Here is an 18,193-nt window from a genome sequence, read left to right on the forward strand (position 1 = left end):
TGTGCTTAAATAAAGGAGGATGATCGGAGAAAGGACTGTCATAATGAAACAACAAAAAGCGCTCGATCTGTCTTTTTTTGAGCAATCAACAATCGAAGTGGCAAAAGGGCTCATTGGCATGCATTTGGTGCATGAATTAGACGGCGTAACGTTGGTTGGCCGAATAACAGAAACCGAAGCATACTTAGGGGTGCTTGACCGAGCGTGCCACAGCTATGGCAGACGGCGGACAAAACGGACAGCTATTTTGTACGAAGAAGCTGGAAGATGTTACACGTATACGATGCACACCCATTGTTTGCTAAACGTTGTATGTGAACAAAAAGGACAGCCTGAGGCTGTGCTCATTCGTGCAATTGAACCTATCAGTGGAATCAAAGAAATGGAACGACTACGCGGCAAACCACATGCAAGCCGTGAATTTGCAAATGGACCAGGTAAATTAACAAAAGCAATGGGAATTACAATGGCAGACTATGGACGGCTTTTAACCGAACCTCCGCTCTATTTTGCAAAAGGGGACAATAGAGACGCAGCGATTGTGGCGACGAAACGTATCGGCATCAAAGGCGCTGGTCCATGCAGCCACCACCCATGGCGTTTTATTGATGCCAACAGCCGTGCTGTATCGGCTTATCGGCCTTGAGAAAGGAATGGGAGAATTGGAGATACAATCTTTAGCAGTGTTTTGTGGATCGAGTGCTGGCAAGGATCCAGTTTATATAGAACAAGCGACAGCCTTTGGCAAACTCCTTGCCGAAAACGAAATCACCCTTGTTTATGGCGGAGCACAAGTAGGTTGTATGGGTGCCGTGGCCAATGCTTGTTTGCAAGCAGGAGGGCGTGTCATTGGCGTGATTCCAAAAAAACTGCAAAACGTAGAAATTGCACATGACAAATTGTCTGAGCTTTATGTCGTCGATACGATGCACGAGCGGAAAGCGCTCATGGCTGAGCATGCCGATGCCTTTGTTGCCTTGCCAGGAGGAGCGGGAACGCTTGAAGAATGGTTTGAAGTGTTTACTTGGATCCAGCTAGATTACCATCAAAAGCCATGCAGTTTATTAAACGTAGCCGATTTCTTTAATCCGCTTTTGGCCATGCTTGACCATACAATTGAACAAGGCTTTATGTCTGAAGCATACCGAGATTTGTTTATTGTCGAGAAAGAACCTCAAGCGCTAATGGAGCGTTTACAAGGTTATCGTCATCAGCATGTATCAAAATGGACAAAGAATGGGTGAAAGAGAGGGGCGATGCTCCTCTTTTTTAGGTGCCATTAAAGAGAAAACAAAAAAGCCCTCATTATGAGGACTTTTTTCATTAACGGAGGCTTCCAGCACCAACGTAGTGGCTGCTCCAGTAAGAGTTGCTCAAGCTTGCAGTTTGAACACCGCTAGAACCTGCATGAACAAATTGGCCGTTTCCTACATAAATGCCAGCGTGCGTTATGTACGAACCAGAATTGTATGTGCCTGTGAAGAAGACAACATCTCCAGGGCTAGGGTTAGACGTTTTAGCTGATGCATCGTAGATTGCTTGTGCAGTTCTTGGAATAGAAATTCCTTGAGAATTATAGACATAGTTGATGAAACCACTGCAATCAAATCCACTTGGAGTCGTTCCACCCCATACGTAAGGAGCACCAATTTGGCTTTGTGCAACTCCTACTAAACCACCACTGTTGCTAGGAGCACTTGTAACAGATGTACCAGCAACGGATGTGCTTACTTCTTCGTTTACTTCGTTAGAAGAAGAGTCAGATTCAGATGTTGAAGCTGTTGACTCGCTTGAAGCTGTTTCATTTGAAGCTGTTTCATTTGAAGTTGTTTCATTTGAAGCCGTTTCATTTGAAGTTGTGCTTTCTTCAGAAGCAGAGGCAACTTGTCCACCGTTATCAAGAGCTTTTTTTGTGGCCGGTCCTACAATGCCGTCAACGGAAAGACCGTTGTTTGCTTGGAATTCGCGAACTTCTTTTTCTGTTTGCGGTCCAAAAATGCCGTCAGCAGAGATGCCTAATTTTTCTTGAACTTCACGAACAGTGTCATTACGGTCACCGAAACGGACAGTGGTAGAAGTTGATTGTTCTTGAGAAACTGTATTTGATTCAGAAGTTGTTTCCGATTGTGCTTGGTTTTGGTTCTTTTCTGCTGCGTTTACTTTGTTCATGTCAACGCTAGCGTCTGCAGATTGGCTTGTCGCAACAGAAGCTGTGCCAGCTAGTCCAACTACGACTGAAGTACGTACGATTAATTGTTTCATATTTGCCTTAAACATATTATTATTCCCCCATAAGTAAATTAATAAACTTGACTTGATGTCATATAATCTTTTTCCCAAGTCCTAATTTAACGTATGAACATCACAGTTTCTTTTAAATAAAATTACAATACGGTTACAAATGGTTTTCTTTACCTGCAATTCTCGTAATATTCCAGCATGAATAGACACAAACCTTCTGGAAAAATGTCATTTTAAAAGGAAGATTTCTGTTTTAATATGGTAGAAATGCTCTATATTTGGCGGGGAAATAAGTAGAGGGATGGCTATATCGCCTGCTGTTCGAATCTACTTTAACATGTTGTTGGCAAGAAAAAGGCAACGTGAAATAAAACGCTGCCCTTTCAAAAGTAATCTGAAAACCAAGGTTTGTTGTCAGGAACGATCGCTTCTAAATAGGCGATCGTTTCTTCGCTCGCTTCGAGCCGGCCCATTTCTTTTAAAGTGGATGCCCTTTTATAGTTTAACAGAAGCGTAACGAGTGTTTGGATGTCGGTTTTAACGTCTGCTTTTACACCGTTTTCGATCGTTACTCTCTTTTGGTTGGCAAATGATAAAACGAACGTTCCGTTGTTCCACTCTAGCAGAGGATCAGAAATGGCAAAAGTGAGTGTGCCGTTCGCTTGTGAAGTAAAGGGAAACGAGGCAAGGAATCGTTCTACGTCAACTATACGCGCCATGTAATAAGGAGAAATTTTTTCTTCAATTTCACTGTCTTCCAAAAAGAAGGATAACGGCTCGTTTGCAAAGATCTTTCCTTTTACGTAATAGACCATGGAGAAATGGGCGCCGATGAAATTCCAAATCCCGCGACGTGCTTCTTCGTTGTTATAAATCATTTCTTTGACATAAAACGTTTCATTTTCAACTTTGTAATACATATAGCCTGTCGGTTTGTCATGTTCATCATAGTAGACACAACCTGTCAGTTCGTCACGTTCCCATTTAAAATGCTCCTCCCAAGCAAGGCGATTGCGAATCATCGCGCCGTTTGCCTTTTGCGAGAATTGGGCATACACCGTACGGATGTCTTTGTCTGCAAATTCGACCCGTTCGATTCGGCCTGGAACATCATAAGGTTTAGGAATTTGCGTGTCTCTAACAGTGTAAGTAATGACGTCAGAAATGATCTCCCAGCCTTTTTTGCGGTAATAAGGAATCGAGTAAGGGAAAAGGTAAGAAATCGTTTGGCCACGGTTTTTCATGTTTGTTAAGCTTCTCTTCATTAAGTCATTCATCAAACCAAGGCCTGCATATTCAGGGTAAGTGCCCACACCTGTAACACCGCCCATTTGAAAAGGTTGTCCATGGATGTTAACCGAAAATGGGTAGACGACCATTTGCGAAACGAGTTGATCGCCTGAGAACCAGCCTATCACATCACAGTGGTCAATAATGGGCTTTTTCCATGCTTGCATTTGTTGTTCGCCTATTTCAGAAACATCTTGGTTCGTCACTTGGAAGACATAGTTTAACAGATCAATGGATTGCTGCATATCCGAATCCCTAACAGGGCGGATTTCCAGTGAATCTCTGCGGTTACTTGCCATGATTGTCAAATCCTTTTCTACATGTAATTTTTCTAAAAAGATGCCGGTTTATCGGCGCAGAGGGTGCGCGTTAAAAAAGCATACGTATCAGCGATTGTTTTGCATGCTTCTTGTTGACTACCGCTGTCGTACAAATACGTTTGTTCAGCAGCCGATTCGATTAAGCCAATAGCCAATTTAGCAAAACGGGTGGCAGGAAGGGGGAGGTGGATCGTCGCTTGTTTGTCGGCTTGCTCAAAAAAAGCGGTCATCCATTCGTAATAAGGTTCATAAATCAGCTCCCATTGCTGCAAATAATCGCTTGCAGCTAGGCCTGTGTAAATGATCGCAAAAATACCACGGTATTCCTTTGTCAACGAAAACGTGCTTTCGATTAACTGATGCAGCTTGCTATGGAAATCTTCTTTCTTGGTGACATCTTGTTCAATTCGTTCCAATGTCTTGCCAACCATTATGCGGGCAAGTTCCGGCATGAGCGCAAGTTTGGACGGAAAGTAGAGGTAAAACGTTCCTTGGGCAACGCCTGCCCGTTTCACAATGTCGGATACTTTCGTTTTTTCCACGCCATTTGCTTGAAATTCTACGAGTGCGGCAGCAATGATTTTTTGTTTTTTATCCATATCCAACTCCTCTGACTGATTATCAGTCATTTTATCGTAACCAAAGAGGCAAAGTCAATTCGTCTACATTGAAACGGCTGACTACCTTCGCTACAATAAAGGCGAAGCGCACATATAGAAAAGAGGGCTTATAATGGAAACGAGTGTGACATTATCGGTTTTAAACTTGGCTCCCGTCCGTGAAGGAATGGGCGTGAGCGACGCACTAAGGCAATCAATTAAATTAGCCCAAAAAGTAGAAGAATTCGGCTACCGCCGATTCTGGGTCGCAGAGCACCATAACATGCCAGGAATTGCAAGTTCTGCTACCGCTGTGCTTATTGGGCAAATTGCAGGAGCCACGAAAACAATTCGTGTCGGTTCTGGGGGGATCATGCTTCCAAACCATGCCCCACTAACGATTGCAGAACAATTTGGAACGTTAAACGCCCTTTACCCCGGGCGCATTGACTTAGGCCTTGGGCGTGCGCCAGGAACCGACCAGCTAACGGCCCATGCGCTTAGACGCCATGGCCAAGATGCGAATGACTTTCCTGAGCTTGTAGAAGAATTGCAAAATTATTTCCAACCAGAAAGCGCGACCAAACGTGTCCGTGCCTATCCAGGAGAAGGGGAAAACATTCCTATTTGGCTTCTCGGTTCCAGTGGGTTTAGTGCCAGGCTTGCAGGTGAAATGGGGTTGCCGTTCGCGTTTGCTGGCCACTTCGCCCCTCAACATATGATGCCAGCGTTAATGGTATATAAAGAGTCCTTTAAACCTTCTGCTGTGTTGGCCGAACCATACAGCATGGTGGCGGTTAACGCGATTGTTGCGGAAACAGCCAAAGAGGCAGAAGTGCTTGCTTCGAGTCTTTACCAGCAGTTTTTGGCGATGATCCGCAACCGGCCAGGCAAACTGAAACCTGCTGTAGAAAATATGGATGACGTATGGACACCTTACGAAAAGCAAATGGTGATGGAACAATTAGGTGGCTCTTTCATTGGTACAGCCGCTGATGTTCACGACCGATTGCTTCGATTTGCCGAAAAAACAGAAACAAACGAGTTCATGTTGCATACCACTATTTACGATGAGCAGAAACAATATGAATCGTTTCGCCTCCTTGCTGAGCAATTTGGGCTCCTTTCCTAAATATCGTTATTGAAAAAGCTTGATCGAAAAGGTCAAGCTTTTTTTGTATGCAAATTCATGTTGGGAAATATTTCTATTTGTCCAGTTGCTGTCATAGACTTTATAACAGCATGCAAAAATAGGGGGTGAACACATGCTTCTACTGTACCAATTACTTGTGTGGTTGACCGTATTAGGGCTAGGGCTATATGTATTTGCGTCTTGGCGGTGGGAAGAGGAGACAAAAAAACGGCTGCCAATCATACGAAGATTATGGTACGCATGGTTTGTCGCTGGAGCAGCATTCACATGGACGTTTTACCCAGAAAGTATTTTTACTCAGTGGAATCACTATCTGATTATTGCTTTGCTTTTCGTTGTTGTCGACGCCTTTGTTTTTTTGAGCGCTTACGTGCAACGAATTGGTTCCAATATGTTTACAATCGATACCGGTCAACTGATTGAAGCAAACGACCAAGTGCTCAAAGCGCAACAAGACAGGCTAAAAGCTTTTTTTCGTTTACTAAAAAGTGACTCGATTAACGTCTATTACGGAGGGCAGCGTGCATATATTACCGGTGTGAGAGAAATTCTAGCAAGGTTTGCCGACAAGACTGAAATCCAAGCAAGCGTCTTTCCCTTCATGACACAAGGCGATAAAGACCATTTGCTTGTGCATTTCAAAGATCGCACGACGGTAAGAGCGACATTGGAAAGACAGGATGTCTACTACGGAGAAAAAGATAAACTTGTTTTCATTCCTGTGATTTTACAAGGTGAGAACCATGTCATTAAACTGTCCTCTGAAGAGCGGCTTACCGAATTCGATGCACTCTTGTTTGCCTCACTTGTGGCCATCTATGATCTCTTGTCTCAAGGTGGGGATGAAGATCCGTCTGAAGAATGATTGGGAAAAATAGGCATAGCCATTCTCACCGATGAAAGCATGCAGGAATAGTCTATCTTATAATGAGTTGAGTGGGTGAAGGGTTGATGAAGAAAACGACAAAGAAGTCAACTAACAGTGTGCTTCCTGCGTTTGCTACCTCTCCGTATACGGCTGATTTGCAAAAAAAGAACAAAGAAGCGATTCAGCTTTTTAAGAAATGGAACTCAGGCAAAAAACGGAAAGCGCGCTAAGCAGAATGGGCTCGTCCATTCTGCTTTTTTGTGTTTAAGTTGCTAATTCCTGCAAAATTCGATACGGTAAAGGAAGACTAAATGAAAGAAGGATTCTTGTGATAAAACTTAGTGTGCTAGACCAAGTTCCTCGCTCCAGTGAGACAACAAATGAATTTGCCTTAAAGGAAACGGCCGACTTGGCTCAAGCAGCTGAAAGCATGGGGTATTCCCGTTACTGGGTGGCCGAACACCACGATTTGCATGGCTTGCTTTCGCCAAGCCCAGAAATTTTACTGGCCTACATCGGCGCTAAAACCAACTCTATCCGCTTAGGAGCTGGCGCGATCCTGCTTCCTTATTATGCCCCTTTTAAAGTCGCAGAGTCTTTTCACATGCTTGCCAACCTTCTTCCAGGGCGGATCGATCTTGGCTTGGGCCGGTCCCCAGGAGGTTCGGCAGAAGCAGCGGAAGCCCTTTCTGGCAACTTTATTGAACGCATTCATACAATGGATGAGCGTATGGCAGAGCTGATGCATTTTCTCAACCGGGATTTTCCAGAAGGGCATAAATACGCCTCTTTACAAGCTGAACCTCTTCCTTATGAACCGCCGACTGTGTATATGCTTGGAACGTCTAAGAAAAGCGCTGCCTTAGCGGCTAAACATAACCTCCATTATGTTTATGGTCATTTTATGGATGATCAAAACGGCCAAGATGTCATTGCCCACTATCGGAAGCGTGCGAATCGGGCTACGAAACCGATTGTTTGTGTGTTTGTTCTATGCGCGGAATCCAACGAAAAAGCGAGGCGGCTTTACCGTTCTGTGAGGCTGTGGCAAACGGCCAATCAACAAGGGAGGATGATGGCCGCTATTCCGCCTGAAGCGGAAACGGCTTATTTTCTTTCCCAGTTGAACGAAGAAGAGCGCGCTGCTGTAATGGACGTGCCATCAACCGCAATTGTAGGCGACAAACAGCATGTGAAAGAACGTCTTGATGCCATTGCTAGCGAGCTTAATGTCGATGAGTTGATGGTGTTGACGCATGCGCCAGAGCTTAGCGATCGCCTCCATTCATACCGGCTATTGGCTGAAATTTACCCACAACTTGTTTCTTTGTAGTCTCCCCTATAGCGCTGCCCGTGTTTCTGGCGGCGCTTTTTCTCTTCTTCAAAAGTAGGCACCAATCCAAATTCACGACATACGTTGGAATAAACGGCAGCGCAAATGAGGTGGTTAGATGGAAGTGTACCGCCATATCCATGAACTTATCGGTTCAACGCCCATGCTTGAGCTGACGGCCTTTCCGCTCCCACGCCGTGTGCGTTTATTTGCGAAATTGGAGTATACCAATCCTGGAGGAAGCATTAAAGACCGTTTAGGCGTCAAACTCCTCAAGGAAGCAATCGCCACAGGGAAAATCACAGCAAAGGGCACGTTAATTGAGCCAACGGCTGGAAATACAGGGATTGCCCTTGCTCTCGCAGCCATTGGCACGGATGTAAAGGTCATTTGTGTCGTCCCAAAGGCATTTAGCGTCGAAAAGCAGCAGTTGATGCGCGCACTCGGAGCTGTCATCGTCCATACACCGAGTGAACATGGCATGAAGGGGGCAATTGCCAAAGCAAAAGCATTAGAACAAGAGCTTGATGATGCTTATTGTCCGCAGCAGTTCAGCAATAAAGCGAATCCACTCGCTTATTATGAGTCGCTCGGACCAGAAATTGTTCACCAGCTTGACGGAAAAGTTGATGTTTTTGTTGCGGGCGCCGGAACAGGAGGGACGTTTTCAGGAACAGCCGCTTATTTAAAGGAAGTTATCCCTGGCATCCGCACTGTTGTTGTTGAACCAGAGGGCTCGATTTTAAATGGCGGGAAGCCAGGTCCGCACCGGACTGAAGGGATTGGGATGGAATTCGTTCCAGACTTTGTAAACAAGTCTTTGTTTGAAGCCATTTATACGATCTCGGACAGCCAAGCGTTCAAGCGGACACGGGAACTTGCTGAACGTCAAGGTGTGCTTGTCGGCAGTTCTTCTGGTGCTGCTCTTGAAGCTGCCCTACAAGAGGCAAAAATCGCTGACGAGTGTGCCTGCATCGTCACTGTCTTTCCTGATGGGGCGGAACGGTATATGAGCAAAGGCATTTATGAGGAGGAACCTTTGTGAGGAAAAAGACACAGCTTATCCACGGTGGCAGTGGAATGGATGATGAAACTGGAGCAGTCACGCAACCGATCCATCCAGCCAGCACGTTTAAACAAAAAGGAATTGGCAACTTTCAATATGAGTATGGGCGAACGGGCAACCCGACGCGCCATGCGCTCGAGTCTTTGCTTGCTGATATAGAAAGCGGGACCCATGGGTTTGCCTTTGCCTCAGGATTAGCTGCGATCACCGCGGTGATGAAGCTTTTTTCGTCCGGTGATCATATCATCGTAACAGATGATGTGTATGGCGGGACATACCGGCTATTTACAACTATTTTGCAAAGGGAAGGGATTGCAGCCAGTTTTGTCGATACGGAGGATCAAACAGCCATCGCAAGGGCAAAAACAAGCAAAACGAAAGCGATTTTTATCGAAACGCCGACAAATCCATTACTGAAAGTAACGGATATACGGAAACTGGCCAGCTATGCTCAAGCGGAAGAATTACTCCTTATCGTTGATAATACGTTTGCCACCCCTTATTGGCAAAACCCTCTTGTATTAGGAGCAGATATTGTCGTCCACAGCGCTACGAAATATTTAGGCGGCCATAGTGACGTTGTTGCCGGAGCGGTAGTCGTAAAAGACGAAAAACTAGCTGAAACGCTCGCTTTTATCCAAAATGCGACAGGCGCTGTTCTTGGACCAACTGACAGTTGGCTATTGATGCGGGGCATCAAAACGCTTGCGGTAAGAATGGAAGAAATCGAAACGAATGCGCGTATGCTCGTAAAGTTTTTGCTTGGCCACCCAAATGTCAGCCGGATTTACTATCCAGGTTTAGTTGAACATCCTGGCCATGCGACGCATGCTTTGCAAGCGAGAGGGTTTGGCGGCATTATTTCCTTTGAGGCTGCGAGTGAAGACATTGCTAACAATGTGTTAAACAAAACGACCTATTTTACTTTAGCAGAGAGCCTCGGAGCGGTCGAAAGCCTGATTTCATTGCCAGCTAAAATGACCCATGCCTCGATCCCAGAAGACAGGCGGCGCGCTCTTGGCATTACAAATACACTCGTTCGTTTGTCTATTGGTTTAGAAGACTTTGAAGATCTGGCCGAAGATTTGGAAATAGGGCTAACGGTTTTTTAAACACGTGCGATACGCGCGTGTTTTTTAAGTAACTAGGACCATTGTCGCGTCTTAAGGAAGCAAAGATGATAGGAATGGCAGTGTATATTGTTCAGGTTAACCGCGGAAGACAAGGGGCTAGTGTTCGTAATCGGAGTCGATCAGCCATGAGCAAATGGAAGCAATTTCAAAAAAACAGTTGAAAATGAGAATCGTTATCAATATAATGTAAGTAGATAAGACGAGGAGGGATTTCAATGTTTTTACAAACGAAAACGCTCATTGTGGAAGAAGGGCATGGAGACAAAATGGTTGAAAAATTCGCTGCTGACGGAGTAATTGAAGAGCAGCCAGGGTTTATTGAATTACAAGTAATGAAGCAAAAACCACGAAAAGGCCAAGAAGAGATTTTAGTGCTTATTCGCTGGGAGTCAGAAGAGGCTTGGAAGGCTTGGGAGAAAAGTGATGCCCATTTGGCTGGCCATCGTGCCAATCGCGGCAAGCCTAAACCAGCGTATATAATTGATTCCAACCAAAAAGTATACAACCAATTAGCAGGCAAATCGTATCGCAAACCTGTTAAACATGAAAGCTAATGGGCTACTAGAAGATGAAAAAAGGAGTCGATTAACCGGTTGTTGTACAAGTATAACGGGGAAACCCGTTTTTTTCAACTCAATTGAGAATAAATCTCATTGGATTTCCAGAAGGGATGAAAACATGGCTCCATCAACGAAGCATATTGCCGAAAGTGCGTCATTTCAAGCGTTTGTAAACGGCTTTATTCGCGAAACGGGGACAGGGTGCATGAGGCCATTAACGAGCGTGGATGAGGTCGAATTACAACAAAAGATGCACGGCCCTTTCATTATGGAACTACATTTGCCAAAGCAAAAAACCACGTTATGGATCGATCTGCTTTACAGATCCCTTGTCGGCCGCCACACGTTTGGGGATGTTTTCCAGGTTAAGCAAGGTGGGAAGTGGCAACTAGAAGAGCCTTTTTCAGCAATGATTTTGCTTGTACAAGAGCTGCATGCACAAACAAAATCAAACCCGGAAAAGCGAAGCTCTTGTTTTGGAGAATGCTTATTGCGCATGATTGATAGTCTTCAAACGATGGAATCCTATATTGAAGCGCGGCAAAAAGATGGGGAAAAACTATACGAAAGTAAACAACGTTTTATTGATTCGGAACAGTCGCTCTTATATGGACATTGGCTCCATCCCACGCCGAAAAGCAGGCAAGGCATGGCTTACTGGCAACATTCATTATATGCACCAGAGCTAAAAGGGCGGTTTCAACTCCATTATTTTCTTATCCACCATGACCTTGTTGAACACGGCTCGTTGTTTGAGCACAGTGCCTGTGAATTGGTGGCACAAGACGTTGGCGCTGCTACATTTCTAAATGAAGGCAATAAAAAATGGATCGTTTTTCCGATGCATCCGCTACAAGCGCAATACTTGCTAAAGCAAACTCCTGTTATAAACGTGATGGAGCAAGGGTTGATAAAAGACATAGGACCAGCGGGAAAGCTTTTTAGCGCGACCTCTTCAATACGAACGGTTATAAGTGAATCAGGAAAATGGATGTATAAGTTTTCGATTCCAGTAAAAGTCACCAACTCACTCCGATTGAATCGGCGTCATGAACTCCAGGCAGGAATGTTGGTAGCAACGTTGCTGCACCATTCGGAGACGATCCAGATGTACAAGGGATTCCACATGATCAGGGATCCAGCTTATATGACGGTACGTTTTCCTGGAATGGAAGAAAGTGGGTTCGAAACGATCGTTCGAGAAAATCCCTTTCAAGATGGCGGTGTTGGCGTCACTTCTATTGCTGCTCTTACACAAGATCCATTGCCTGGCTATCGCTCAAAGCTTGCAGGCTTAATTCAAACAATCGCTGTGCGCGAATGCCTGCCAGTCTCCACAGTTAGCCTTAATTGGTTTAAACAATATATTGACATAGCTGTTCGCCCACTTATCCATTTGTACGACGAACTTGGTTTGGCACTTGAAGCACACCAGCAAAATAGCCTAATCAACATTTATAACGGCTATCCGAGCGCTTTTTATTACCGTGACAATCAAGGCTATTACTTGGCAAATTCTTATAAGGACACTCTGTTGGCAAAAGAGCCTAAATTAAAGGAAGCCCATGGTCTGTTTTACAACGATGCCCTTATTGACGATCGCTTTGCTTATTACTTGGTCTTAAACCAAGTGTTTTCATTAATCTGCCGTTTTGGCGTTGACAGTCTCCAGGAAGAAGCGGTTTTGCTGGGCGTGTTGCGGTCAGCGCTTACTGAAATGGAGGTTACTTTGATTGGCGCAGGCAAGCGCTTTGTACAAGGCTTACTGGGAAACGAAGAGCTCGCTTGCAAAGCAAATTTACTTACGCGTTTCCATGATGTCGATGAACTAGCCGAAGAGTTAGAACAAGCGGTATATACCTCAATAAAAAACCCATTTAATAGAACGGGAAAAAAAGAAGGTGTCGCTTATGCACATGCAGGCAGCTCCATGTTCTAAAACTGCGTTGCGTGTACGACGTCAATTAATGGAAGCGATCCTATTTGAAAGGTTGCTGGACGTCAAGGAAACGAACAAAAGCAATGGTGATACGGTATTTACCGTCTATGGTCGTTCGTTTTTGTTCCAATGCATAGGAAAGCGGTCTGCTTTTGGACGGATTCGTTTACAGCAAGGACCGTACCGACTCATAGGCAAACGTCAGGTACGACTTGCGAAGCTAGAGGAAATTGTCAGTGAACTGACAGCCAAAGAAACGAGAAAACAAGCGCTGGTGGATGAACTGTTACAAACAATTAAGCTGAGCGATTGGAATGAAACGAGGCTTGGAATGACATCATCCAGAAGGGGTTTGGCTTATGAGCAACTGGAAGCAGCGCTGATCGAAGGCCATCTCTACCATCCTTGTTTTAAAGCACGGAAAGGATTTTCACTTGACGATCATTATCATTATGGGCCAGAAGCAAAACAATCATTTCACCTTGTCTGGCTTGGCGTTCGCAAACAAGATGCCATTGTCCATTATCCTCAAGAAGCAGGTTGCTTTTTGCAGCAGGAATTAGGCACCTCTGTCTGGCAAGCGCTCGTGAAAGCATTATCGGAAGCTGGCGGCCAACTTAGTGAATACGAATTCATCCCTGTTCATCCGTGGCAATGGCAAGCGCTTAATGGGAATTTGCTGCAACAAGCGATCAAAAGCAGAGACGTATTGTACTTAGGCCGTTTTGGCGACGGGTACTGTGCGACTCAATCACTAAGAACAGTGATGAATGTAGAGCATGTAACAAAAGCGCAATTAAAATTGTCGTTAAATGTCGTCAACACGTCTTCAGTTCGCACGATCCCGCCTCATTTGATTGCAGCGGCTCCAGCTATTTCAGTGTGGCTACAACGCATCATTGACAGTGACCCGTTTTTAAAAGACGAAATCGGCGTTGAGCGGTTAGCGGAGTATGCAGGGGTGGCGTACGAACCTAAAGGCAAACGATGGGACAAAGCGCTCCTTGGCCAAATTGGCTGCATTTGGCGCGAAAGCGTTTCCTCCAAATTGAGGCCAGGGGAGCAAGCGATTCCAATGAATGCGTTGCCATTGCTAGAAGAAGACGGCGCGTTGTTTATCGCCTCTCTTATAGAACAGTTTGGGATAGAGGCTTGGCTTATGCAGTTGTTCAAAATAAGCGTGGTCCCTATAATCCATTTACTAGCTGGCCACGGGATCGCAATCGAAGCACACGGACAAAACGTCATCCTTGTGACTGAACAGGGGTGGCCAAAACGCGTGATTTTGCGCGACTTTCATGAAAGTATCGAATATAAAGAGAACTTCGTGAAAAACCGTGCTTGGATCCCGCACTTTTCCACACTGCATCAAACATTTCAAACAGGCAAAATCGACGAGCATTATTGGATGTCTTCCCTTGAAGCACTAAGGGAACTGGTGATGGATACTCTTTTTGTTTATCAGCTCACAGAACTATCGTGGCGACTGGAACAGCATTTTCACTATAGCGAGCAGCGATTTTGGTCATTGGTCGACTGCGCCATCCACGATTACGCTACTAGGGAACTCGTGCCATCAGAGCGTTTGCAAGCTTTACGGGTAGCTGCTCCTGTTATCGCTACAGAGTCACTGCTAACGAGCAAGGTGACAGGGAAGGCGAACTGCCGCCATTTGGTCAACAATGAACTTGGGAGGGGAAGCCGTTCATGTTAGCTGTAAACGACTGCAACTATACAAAAGCAGATTGGGAGCGGTACGAACAACAATTTGCTATGCACCCTATCTGGAAAACAGCAGAGCAATGGCGGATTGCTGTCTGCCCACAAGACATTGGAAAATGGATTGCGCTCCTTTTGTACGTCAAAAAAAGAGGCGGCAGCTTAGTACCGATCCACCCAAATACGCCTCTCGCTGCAGCGAAGAAGATTGCCGCGCAAGCTGGCTGTTCTTATTTATTCTTTCATACGTTTGAAGCGCCACTGACGCTTTCAAACCTGGTCAGTAACTTTCCACCAGGCCTTGTCCAGTTTAGTTCAGGTACGACAGGGGTACCAAAACAAATGGAGCGCAGTTGGTCATCGATTGATGAGGAGCTTGGCGCTTACGTCGAGCGTTTGGCTCGTATGGATGTCGATACGGTCGTAGTCGCCTGTCCAGTCACCCATTCCTATGGCCTCATCAGTGGGGTGTTAGCCGGACTGTTCCAAAATAAGAATGTAGTAGTGGTGACAGCGCAAAATCCTAAATATGTACTCAAAAAACTAACCGATTACCCAAACCATTTGTTATATGGTGCCCCGCCACTTCTGTACGCATTAGCAAAGCTAAGCAACGGCAAAACACTTCATGCTGTAATGACCTCCGGAACACGCTTGCCAGAGGAATGGTTTCGGTTAATCCAATCAAACAGCCTAATGCTGCTTCAACAATATGGCTGCTCGGAAGCCGGCTGTATTAGCATTGCCATGCCACTCCGTTTTTCTGAAGAATTGGGTGTGCCCCTTAGCCATATACAGACAAAAGCAGGGACAGCGAGAGATAACCCTTCTGAAATTCAAGTCACCATTGGCAGCCGTACAATCAATACAGGTGATTTAGGCTACATTGATCAAGATGGAACTCTTTGCTTTCGGGAACGACTGGACGACATGATTAATGTCGCCGGGTTAAATGTTTATCCCCACGAAGTCGAACAAGTACTGCGCGAACATCCTAGCGTAGAAGAGGCGGTCGTCTATAAAAAGGCAGACTCCTATGCGGGAGAGCGTGTTTGTGCCCAAGTATCTGCTGGAAAGGAGACGCTATCGCTTCATGAATTGCGGAGCTTTTGCATAAGCCGGCTAGCGCCCCATCAAGTCCCACATGAAATCACCATTGTTGAAGAGATTGCAAAAAACGCGAACGGAAAAATAAGCCGCGTAAAGTTAGGAGAAGCAAAAGGATGACGAAAAAGGAAGCTATTGATGCGATTTATGCGATTTTAGAGAATGAATTAAAATTGCCAACGCTTGAACAGTTCCATCAAGACGCACGAATGAACGAAGATCTGGCGCTTGATTCCATTATGATTTTGCAGCTCTTGCTTGAATTAGAGATGAAATATGGCGTTGCCATCCCAGATGAGCACATTGATGTAAAAGCATTTTACACAGTCGGCGCATTGGCTGCATTTGTTGCCGACAAACAGGAAGAGCCGCTTTATGATTAAAGTCCACTGTTTTGTCAGTTGCATATGTGAAATTCTTAAAAAAAGCGGCGTTGACCACCGTCCTTATTATTTTGGTGTGTGGGATGCTGATTTTGCAATCGACGATTCGTATGCTTTAGCATATCATTCTGAAAAAATCGACCATTCATTTTTGAAAAACTGGTATCGTCATTTATACGGAATTGACATGCAGGAGTGGTATAAAAAGGAGCAATCGAAAAAGGCAAATATCGCCGCGCTTGAAACGTTACTTGAAACGAGGCCTCCTTTTCGGAACGTGATGGTGATGCTTGATTTGGCACTTTTACCAGAACGGGAAAACAAATTCCACCAAAAGCCGTTCCCTCACTATGTGCTGTTAGAAAAAACAGACACGGATGGTCAGTGGCTTATGCTTGATCCTGACTACCGGTGGGAAGGCGTCATGGAAAAAGAGCGGATTTTAGAGGCGATCCGTTCCCCTGATGTGGGCGGTGGCTTTTATTTTGATGCAAAACGGATCCATCATCCGACGCCAGAAACGGTCGAGGCCTATTTTCAAACATGCATGAAGCTGCATTCGAATCCCCTTACCGAAGGGGTACGAACGATTGTTAAAGCCTATGTGAACGGAAGTGAAAAGGCGCGTTTTTCAGAGCTTTCCATTGCCTTAAAACAGTTGCCTGTGCTGGCGATTCGCAAATATGCGTATGAGCATGCGTTTGCTTACTTTTGGAAAGAGCTTGGCTTTAAGGAAGCTGAATTTGAAGCATGGTGCGATGAAATCGAGAAATTGGCGAAAGGCTATACAACTGTTCACTACCGGGCAATGAAGCTTTCTAGAACCAAAAATGAGCAGGATTACCAAGCGGTGCTTGCCCAACTGGAAAAACAAGATGTACGGGAAAGGCGGATAAAACACTGCCTGTACGATTATTTTAAGGAATGGCAGCAATTACAAGCAAAAGCGAGGGGGGTGAACGCATGAACGTGTCAATTTGTACCATTTCTTTTCGTCATACGCTAGTGTCGATCGACCAGCTTGCTGACTGGGCGAAGGCGCACAATGTCGATGGAATTGAATTGTGGGCCCCTCATGCCCGCCACTTGCTTGCCACTCCCTTCTACAATGGCGACTGGCTTAAAAAATATGGCCTTATCGTACCAATGGTAAGCGATTACTTTCCGCTTTATGAAGAATGGAATACGTTAATAAACGCTGCAAAACAAACATCGCTTCTGTTGACAAGATGGAATACGAACCACATCCGTACATTTGCCGGTGCAAAGGGGAGCAAGCATACGACAAAAACAGAACGAGCCTATCTTGTAAAACGGTTAGCTTGTCTTTGTGACCACTTTTTTGACAAAGGTCAATATGTGTTAGTGGAAACGCACCCCCATACATTATGTGATACGGTCCCATCCACGCTGCAACTGTTGGCGGAAGTCGACCACCCAGGGTTAGCGATCAATTTTGATGTCCTTCATGTATGGGAAAGCGGAGCGGATGTAAACGGTGCGTTTAAACAATTGCAACCTCATATTCGCCATCTACATTTAAAAAACATTCGCTCGCCAGGCGACTTAGATGTATTTGCTCCTGAAAACGTTTATGCCGCTGCCGGATCTAGAGAGGGAATGACTGGGCTGTTTAATGGGTGTTTTGATTATGAATCCTTTCTGTCAGCGAATCAATTAGACGGGGTCAATGTCTCGCTTGAATGGTTCGGGAACGATCCGTTTCAAGTATTAGCACAAGACTGCCAGCAATTAATGAAATGGAAAACAGTCCCCATGTAAAGCGGTTCCTTTGTTTCACATTAGAAGAGCTGCTTTAATGCGCAGCAGCTCTCTTTTGGGCAAGAATCCATGGAACGGCGGCACGCAAGTCCGGGTAGCGTGCGTCTGCTTGGAAATCGTCATTTGTGCGGGCGTGAACTAAGACCGTTTGACAACCTGCCTTTTGGCCCGCACGAATGTCTGGTTCGCGGTCGCCTACCATGACACTCTTGGACAAGTCAACGTGATGTTTTTCCGCCAGTTTTTCCAGTAGATAAGCTTTTGGTTTACGGCAAGGACATCCTTCATTAGGTTTATGGGGGCAATAGGCGACATCGTCGATTTTTGCCCCTAGCACTTTTAAGTCGGCCTGCATTTTTTCATGAATGCGCTCGAGCTTTTTTTCTTTCATGTAGCCAAGTCCAATGCCGCCTTGGTTGGTAACAACAAAGACGAGGAAGCCTGCTTTGTTGAAGAAGCGAATCGCTTCGGCTACCCCATCTAGCAAGTGGAAGTCGTTTGCATCGTTGACGAATTTAACACGCTTGGATAATACTTCGTTAATGACCCCATCACGGTCTAAAAAAACGGCTTGTTTCATGTTAATCCTCCCTTTGATGTTCCCAAATCCTTGGTTGTGTAAAAGTGTCGTCCCCCATTTACGATGTGCATTTACAAAGGGGAATATCCCCAGCCGGATGGTCCTTAAATGTGCTAAAGT

At 45.2% G+C, this 18,193-nt stretch carries 19 protein-coding genes; 15 read left to right on the plus strand and 4 right to left on the minus strand.

The window, feature by feature from the left end; all coding sequences use genetic code 11:
• Positions 1–43: 43 nt before the first annotated feature.
• A complete protein-coding gene (locus N6H06_RS09505) occupies positions 44–646 on the plus strand; it encodes a DNA-3-methyladenine glycosylase (RefSeq protein WP_082808263.1) in 603 nt (200 codons plus the stop codon).
• On the plus strand, positions 609–1,244 hold the full coding sequence (locus N6H06_RS09510) for an LOG family protein (protein WP_249413828.1): 636 nt from the start codon (positions 609–611) through the stop codon (positions 1,242–1,244). The genes N6H06_RS09505 and N6H06_RS09510 overlap by 38 nt, the downstream gene beginning before the upstream one ends.
• A 79-nt stretch (positions 1,245–1,323) precedes the next feature.
• Here the strand turns inward: N6H06_RS09510 and N6H06_RS09515 are convergent, their stop codons facing one another.
• The 3 genes from N6H06_RS09515 to N6H06_RS09525 form a co-directional block, all read right to left on the minus strand.
• Entirely contained in the window at positions 1,324–2,277 is a 954-nt protein-coding gene (locus N6H06_RS09515; protein ID WP_263706087.1) for a C40 family peptidase, read from the minus strand.
• A 347-nt stretch (positions 2,278–2,624) separates the two neighbouring features.
• Positions 2,625–3,830, minus strand: a complete 1,206-nt coding sequence (locus tag N6H06_RS09520) for a GNAT family N-acetyltransferase (RefSeq protein ID WP_062746904.1) — start codon at positions 3,828–3,830, stop codon at positions 2,625–2,627.
• Between the two features lie 32 nt (positions 3,831–3,862).
• Positions 3,863–4,450, minus strand: a complete 588-nt coding sequence (locus N6H06_RS09525) for a TetR family transcriptional regulator (RefSeq protein ID WP_062746902.1) — start codon at positions 4,448–4,450, stop codon at positions 3,863–3,865.
• 133 nt (positions 4,451–4,583) lie between these two features.
• Here N6H06_RS09525 and N6H06_RS09530 point away from each other — a divergent pair, with 133 nt between their 5' ends.
• The 13 genes from N6H06_RS09530 to N6H06_RS09590 all read left to right on the plus strand — a co-directional run bounded on the left by N6H06_RS09530 (position 4,584) and on the right by N6H06_RS09590 (position 17,493).
• The gene (locus N6H06_RS09530) at positions 4,584–5,582 is read left to right on the plus strand and encodes an LLM class flavin-dependent oxidoreductase (protein ID WP_062746900.1); all 999 of its coding nucleotides are present in this window, start codon (positions 4,584–4,586) and stop codon (positions 5,580–5,582) included.
• A gap of 133 nt (positions 5,583–5,715) precedes the next feature.
• Positions 5,716–6,468: a type II toxin-antitoxin system SpoIISA family toxin gene (locus tag N6H06_RS09535; RefSeq protein WP_212953517.1), complete on the plus strand. Its 753-nt coding sequence runs from the start codon at positions 5,716–5,718 to the stop codon at positions 6,466–6,468.
• Positions 6,469–6,554: 86 nt separating this feature from the next.
• Positions 6,555–6,701: a hypothetical protein gene (locus N6H06_RS09540; RefSeq protein ID WP_193754470.1), complete on the plus strand. Its 147-nt coding sequence runs from the start codon at positions 6,555–6,557 to the stop codon at positions 6,699–6,701.
• Between the two features lie 98 nt (positions 6,702–6,799).
• Positions 6,800–7,804 carry an LLM class flavin-dependent oxidoreductase gene (locus N6H06_RS09545; protein ID WP_263706088.1) on the plus strand — a complete coding sequence of 335 codons (1,005 nt, stop codon included), beginning with the start codon at positions 6,800–6,802 and terminating at the stop codon, positions 7,802–7,804.
• A 118-nt stretch (positions 7,805–7,922) separates the two neighbouring features.
• A complete protein-coding gene (locus N6H06_RS09550) occupies positions 7,923–8,849 on the plus strand; it encodes a PLP-dependent cysteine synthase family protein (RefSeq protein ID WP_062746894.1) in 927 nt (308 codons plus the stop codon).
• Positions 8,846–9,982 (plus strand): bifunctional cystathionine gamma-lyase/homocysteine desulfhydrase, encoded by a 1,137-nt coding sequence (locus N6H06_RS09555; RefSeq protein ID WP_062746892.1) that lies wholly within the window; start codon positions 8,846–8,848, stop codon positions 9,980–9,982. Before N6H06_RS09550 ends, N6H06_RS09555 begins: the two co-directional genes overlap by 4 nt.
• A gap of 236 nt (positions 9,983–10,218) precedes the next feature.
• Positions 10,219–10,557: an antibiotic biosynthesis monooxygenase family protein gene (locus tag N6H06_RS09560; RefSeq protein ID WP_062746889.1), complete on the plus strand. Its 339-nt coding sequence runs from the start codon at positions 10,219–10,221 to the stop codon at positions 10,555–10,557.
• A gap of 124 nt (positions 10,558–10,681) precedes the next feature.
• A complete protein-coding gene (locus tag N6H06_RS09565) occupies positions 10,682–12,502 on the plus strand; it encodes an IucA/IucC family protein (RefSeq protein WP_263706089.1) in 1,821 nt (606 codons plus the stop codon).
• The gene (locus N6H06_RS09570) at positions 12,474–14,216 is read left to right on the plus strand and encodes an IucA/IucC family protein (protein ID WP_263706090.1); all 1,743 of its coding nucleotides are present in this window, start codon (positions 12,474–12,476) and stop codon (positions 14,214–14,216) included. The genes N6H06_RS09565 and N6H06_RS09570 overlap by 29 nt, the downstream gene beginning before the upstream one ends.
• Positions 14,210–15,448 carry an AMP-binding protein gene (locus N6H06_RS09575; protein ID WP_212953523.1) on the plus strand — a complete coding sequence of 413 codons (1,239 nt, stop codon included), beginning with the start codon at positions 14,210–14,212 and terminating at the stop codon, positions 15,446–15,448. The genes N6H06_RS09570 and N6H06_RS09575 overlap by 7 nt, the downstream gene beginning before the upstream one ends.
• On the plus strand, positions 15,445–15,711 hold the full coding sequence (gene asbD, locus N6H06_RS09580; RefSeq protein WP_062746882.1) for a petrobactin biosynthesis protein AsbD: 267 nt from the start codon (positions 15,445–15,447) through the stop codon (positions 15,709–15,711). The genes N6H06_RS09575 and asbD overlap by 4 nt, the downstream gene beginning before the upstream one ends.
• Complete coding sequence (locus N6H06_RS09585) at positions 15,704–16,678, plus strand: DUF6005 family protein (RefSeq protein WP_062746880.1); 975 nt, start codon at positions 15,704–15,706, stop codon at positions 16,676–16,678. Before asbD ends, N6H06_RS09585 begins: the two co-directional genes overlap by 8 nt.
• Entirely contained in the window at positions 16,675–17,493 is an 819-nt protein-coding gene (locus tag N6H06_RS09590) for a sugar phosphate isomerase/epimerase family protein (RefSeq protein WP_263706093.1), read from the plus strand. The genes N6H06_RS09585 and N6H06_RS09590 overlap by 4 nt, the downstream gene beginning before the upstream one ends.
• Positions 17,494–17,527: 34 nt before the next feature.
• Here N6H06_RS09590 and N6H06_RS09595 read toward each other — a convergent pair whose 3' ends face one another.
• Complete coding sequence (locus N6H06_RS09595; protein ID WP_263706094.1) at positions 17,528–18,073, minus strand: D-glycero-alpha-D-manno-heptose-1,7-bisphosphate 7-phosphatase; 546 nt, start codon at positions 18,071–18,073, stop codon at positions 17,528–17,530.
• Between the last annotated feature and the right edge of the window lie 120 nt (positions 18,074–18,193).

Source organism: Shouchella tritolerans, assembly GCF_025770735.1.
Taxonomy (GTDB): domain Bacteria; phylum Bacillota; class Bacilli; order Bacillales; family Bacillaceae_D; genus Shouchella; species Shouchella tritolerans.

Excerpts from the sequence above, each read along its gene's own strand:
- N6H06_RS09505 (WP_082808263.1), top strand. The coding sequence starts at position 44 with ATGAAACAACAAAAAGCGCTCGATCTGTCTTTTTTTGAGCAATCAACA.
- N6H06_RS09510 (WP_249413828.1), top strand. The coding sequence starts at position 609 with ATGCCAACAGCCGTGCTGTATCGGCTTATCGGCCTTGAGAAAGGAATG.
- N6H06_RS09515 (WP_263706087.1), bottom strand. The coding sequence starts at position 2,277 with ATGTTTAAGGCAAATATGAAACAATTAATCGTACGTACTTCAGTCGTA.
- N6H06_RS09520 (WP_062746904.1), bottom strand. The coding sequence starts at position 3,830 with ATGGCAAGTAACCGCAGAGATTCACTGGAAATCCGCCCTGTTAGGGAT.
- N6H06_RS09525 (WP_062746902.1), bottom strand. The coding sequence starts at position 4,450 with ATGGATAAAAAACAAAAAATCATTGCTGCCGCACTCGTAGAATTTCAA.
- N6H06_RS09530 (WP_062746900.1), top strand. The coding sequence starts at position 4,584 with ATGGAAACGAGTGTGACATTATCGGTTTTAAACTTGGCTCCCGTCCGT.
- N6H06_RS09535 (WP_212953517.1), top strand. The coding sequence starts at position 5,716 with ATGCTTCTACTGTACCAATTACTTGTGTGGTTGACCGTATTAGGGCTA.
- N6H06_RS09540 (WP_193754470.1), top strand. The coding sequence starts at position 6,555 with ATGAAGAAAACGACAAAGAAGTCAACTAACAGTGTGCTTCCTGCGTTT.
- N6H06_RS09550 (WP_062746894.1), top strand. The coding sequence starts at position 7,923 with ATGGAAGTGTACCGCCATATCCATGAACTTATCGGTTCAACGCCCATG.
- N6H06_RS09560 (WP_062746889.1), top strand. The coding sequence starts at position 10,219 with ATGTTTTTACAAACGAAAACGCTCATTGTGGAAGAAGGGCATGGAGAC.
- N6H06_RS09565 (WP_263706089.1), top strand. The coding sequence starts at position 10,682 with ATGGCTCCATCAACGAAGCATATTGCCGAAAGTGCGTCATTTCAAGCG.
- N6H06_RS09570 (WP_263706090.1), top strand. The coding sequence starts at position 12,474 with ATGCACATGCAGGCAGCTCCATGTTCTAAAACTGCGTTGCGTGTACGA.
- N6H06_RS09575 (WP_212953523.1), top strand. The coding sequence starts at position 14,210 with ATGTTAGCTGTAAACGACTGCAACTATACAAAAGCAGATTGGGAGCGG.
- asbD (WP_062746882.1), top strand. The coding sequence starts at position 15,445 with ATGACGAAAAAGGAAGCTATTGATGCGATTTATGCGATTTTAGAGAAT.
- N6H06_RS09585 (WP_062746880.1), top strand. The coding sequence starts at position 15,704 with ATGATTAAAGTCCACTGTTTTGTCAGTTGCATATGTGAAATTCTTAAA.
- N6H06_RS09590 (WP_263706093.1), top strand. The coding sequence starts at position 16,675 with ATGAACGTGTCAATTTGTACCATTTCTTTTCGTCATACGCTAGTGTCG.
- N6H06_RS09595 (WP_263706094.1), bottom strand. The coding sequence starts at position 18,073 with ATGAAACAAGCCGTTTTTTTAGACCGTGATGGGGTCATTAACGAAGTA.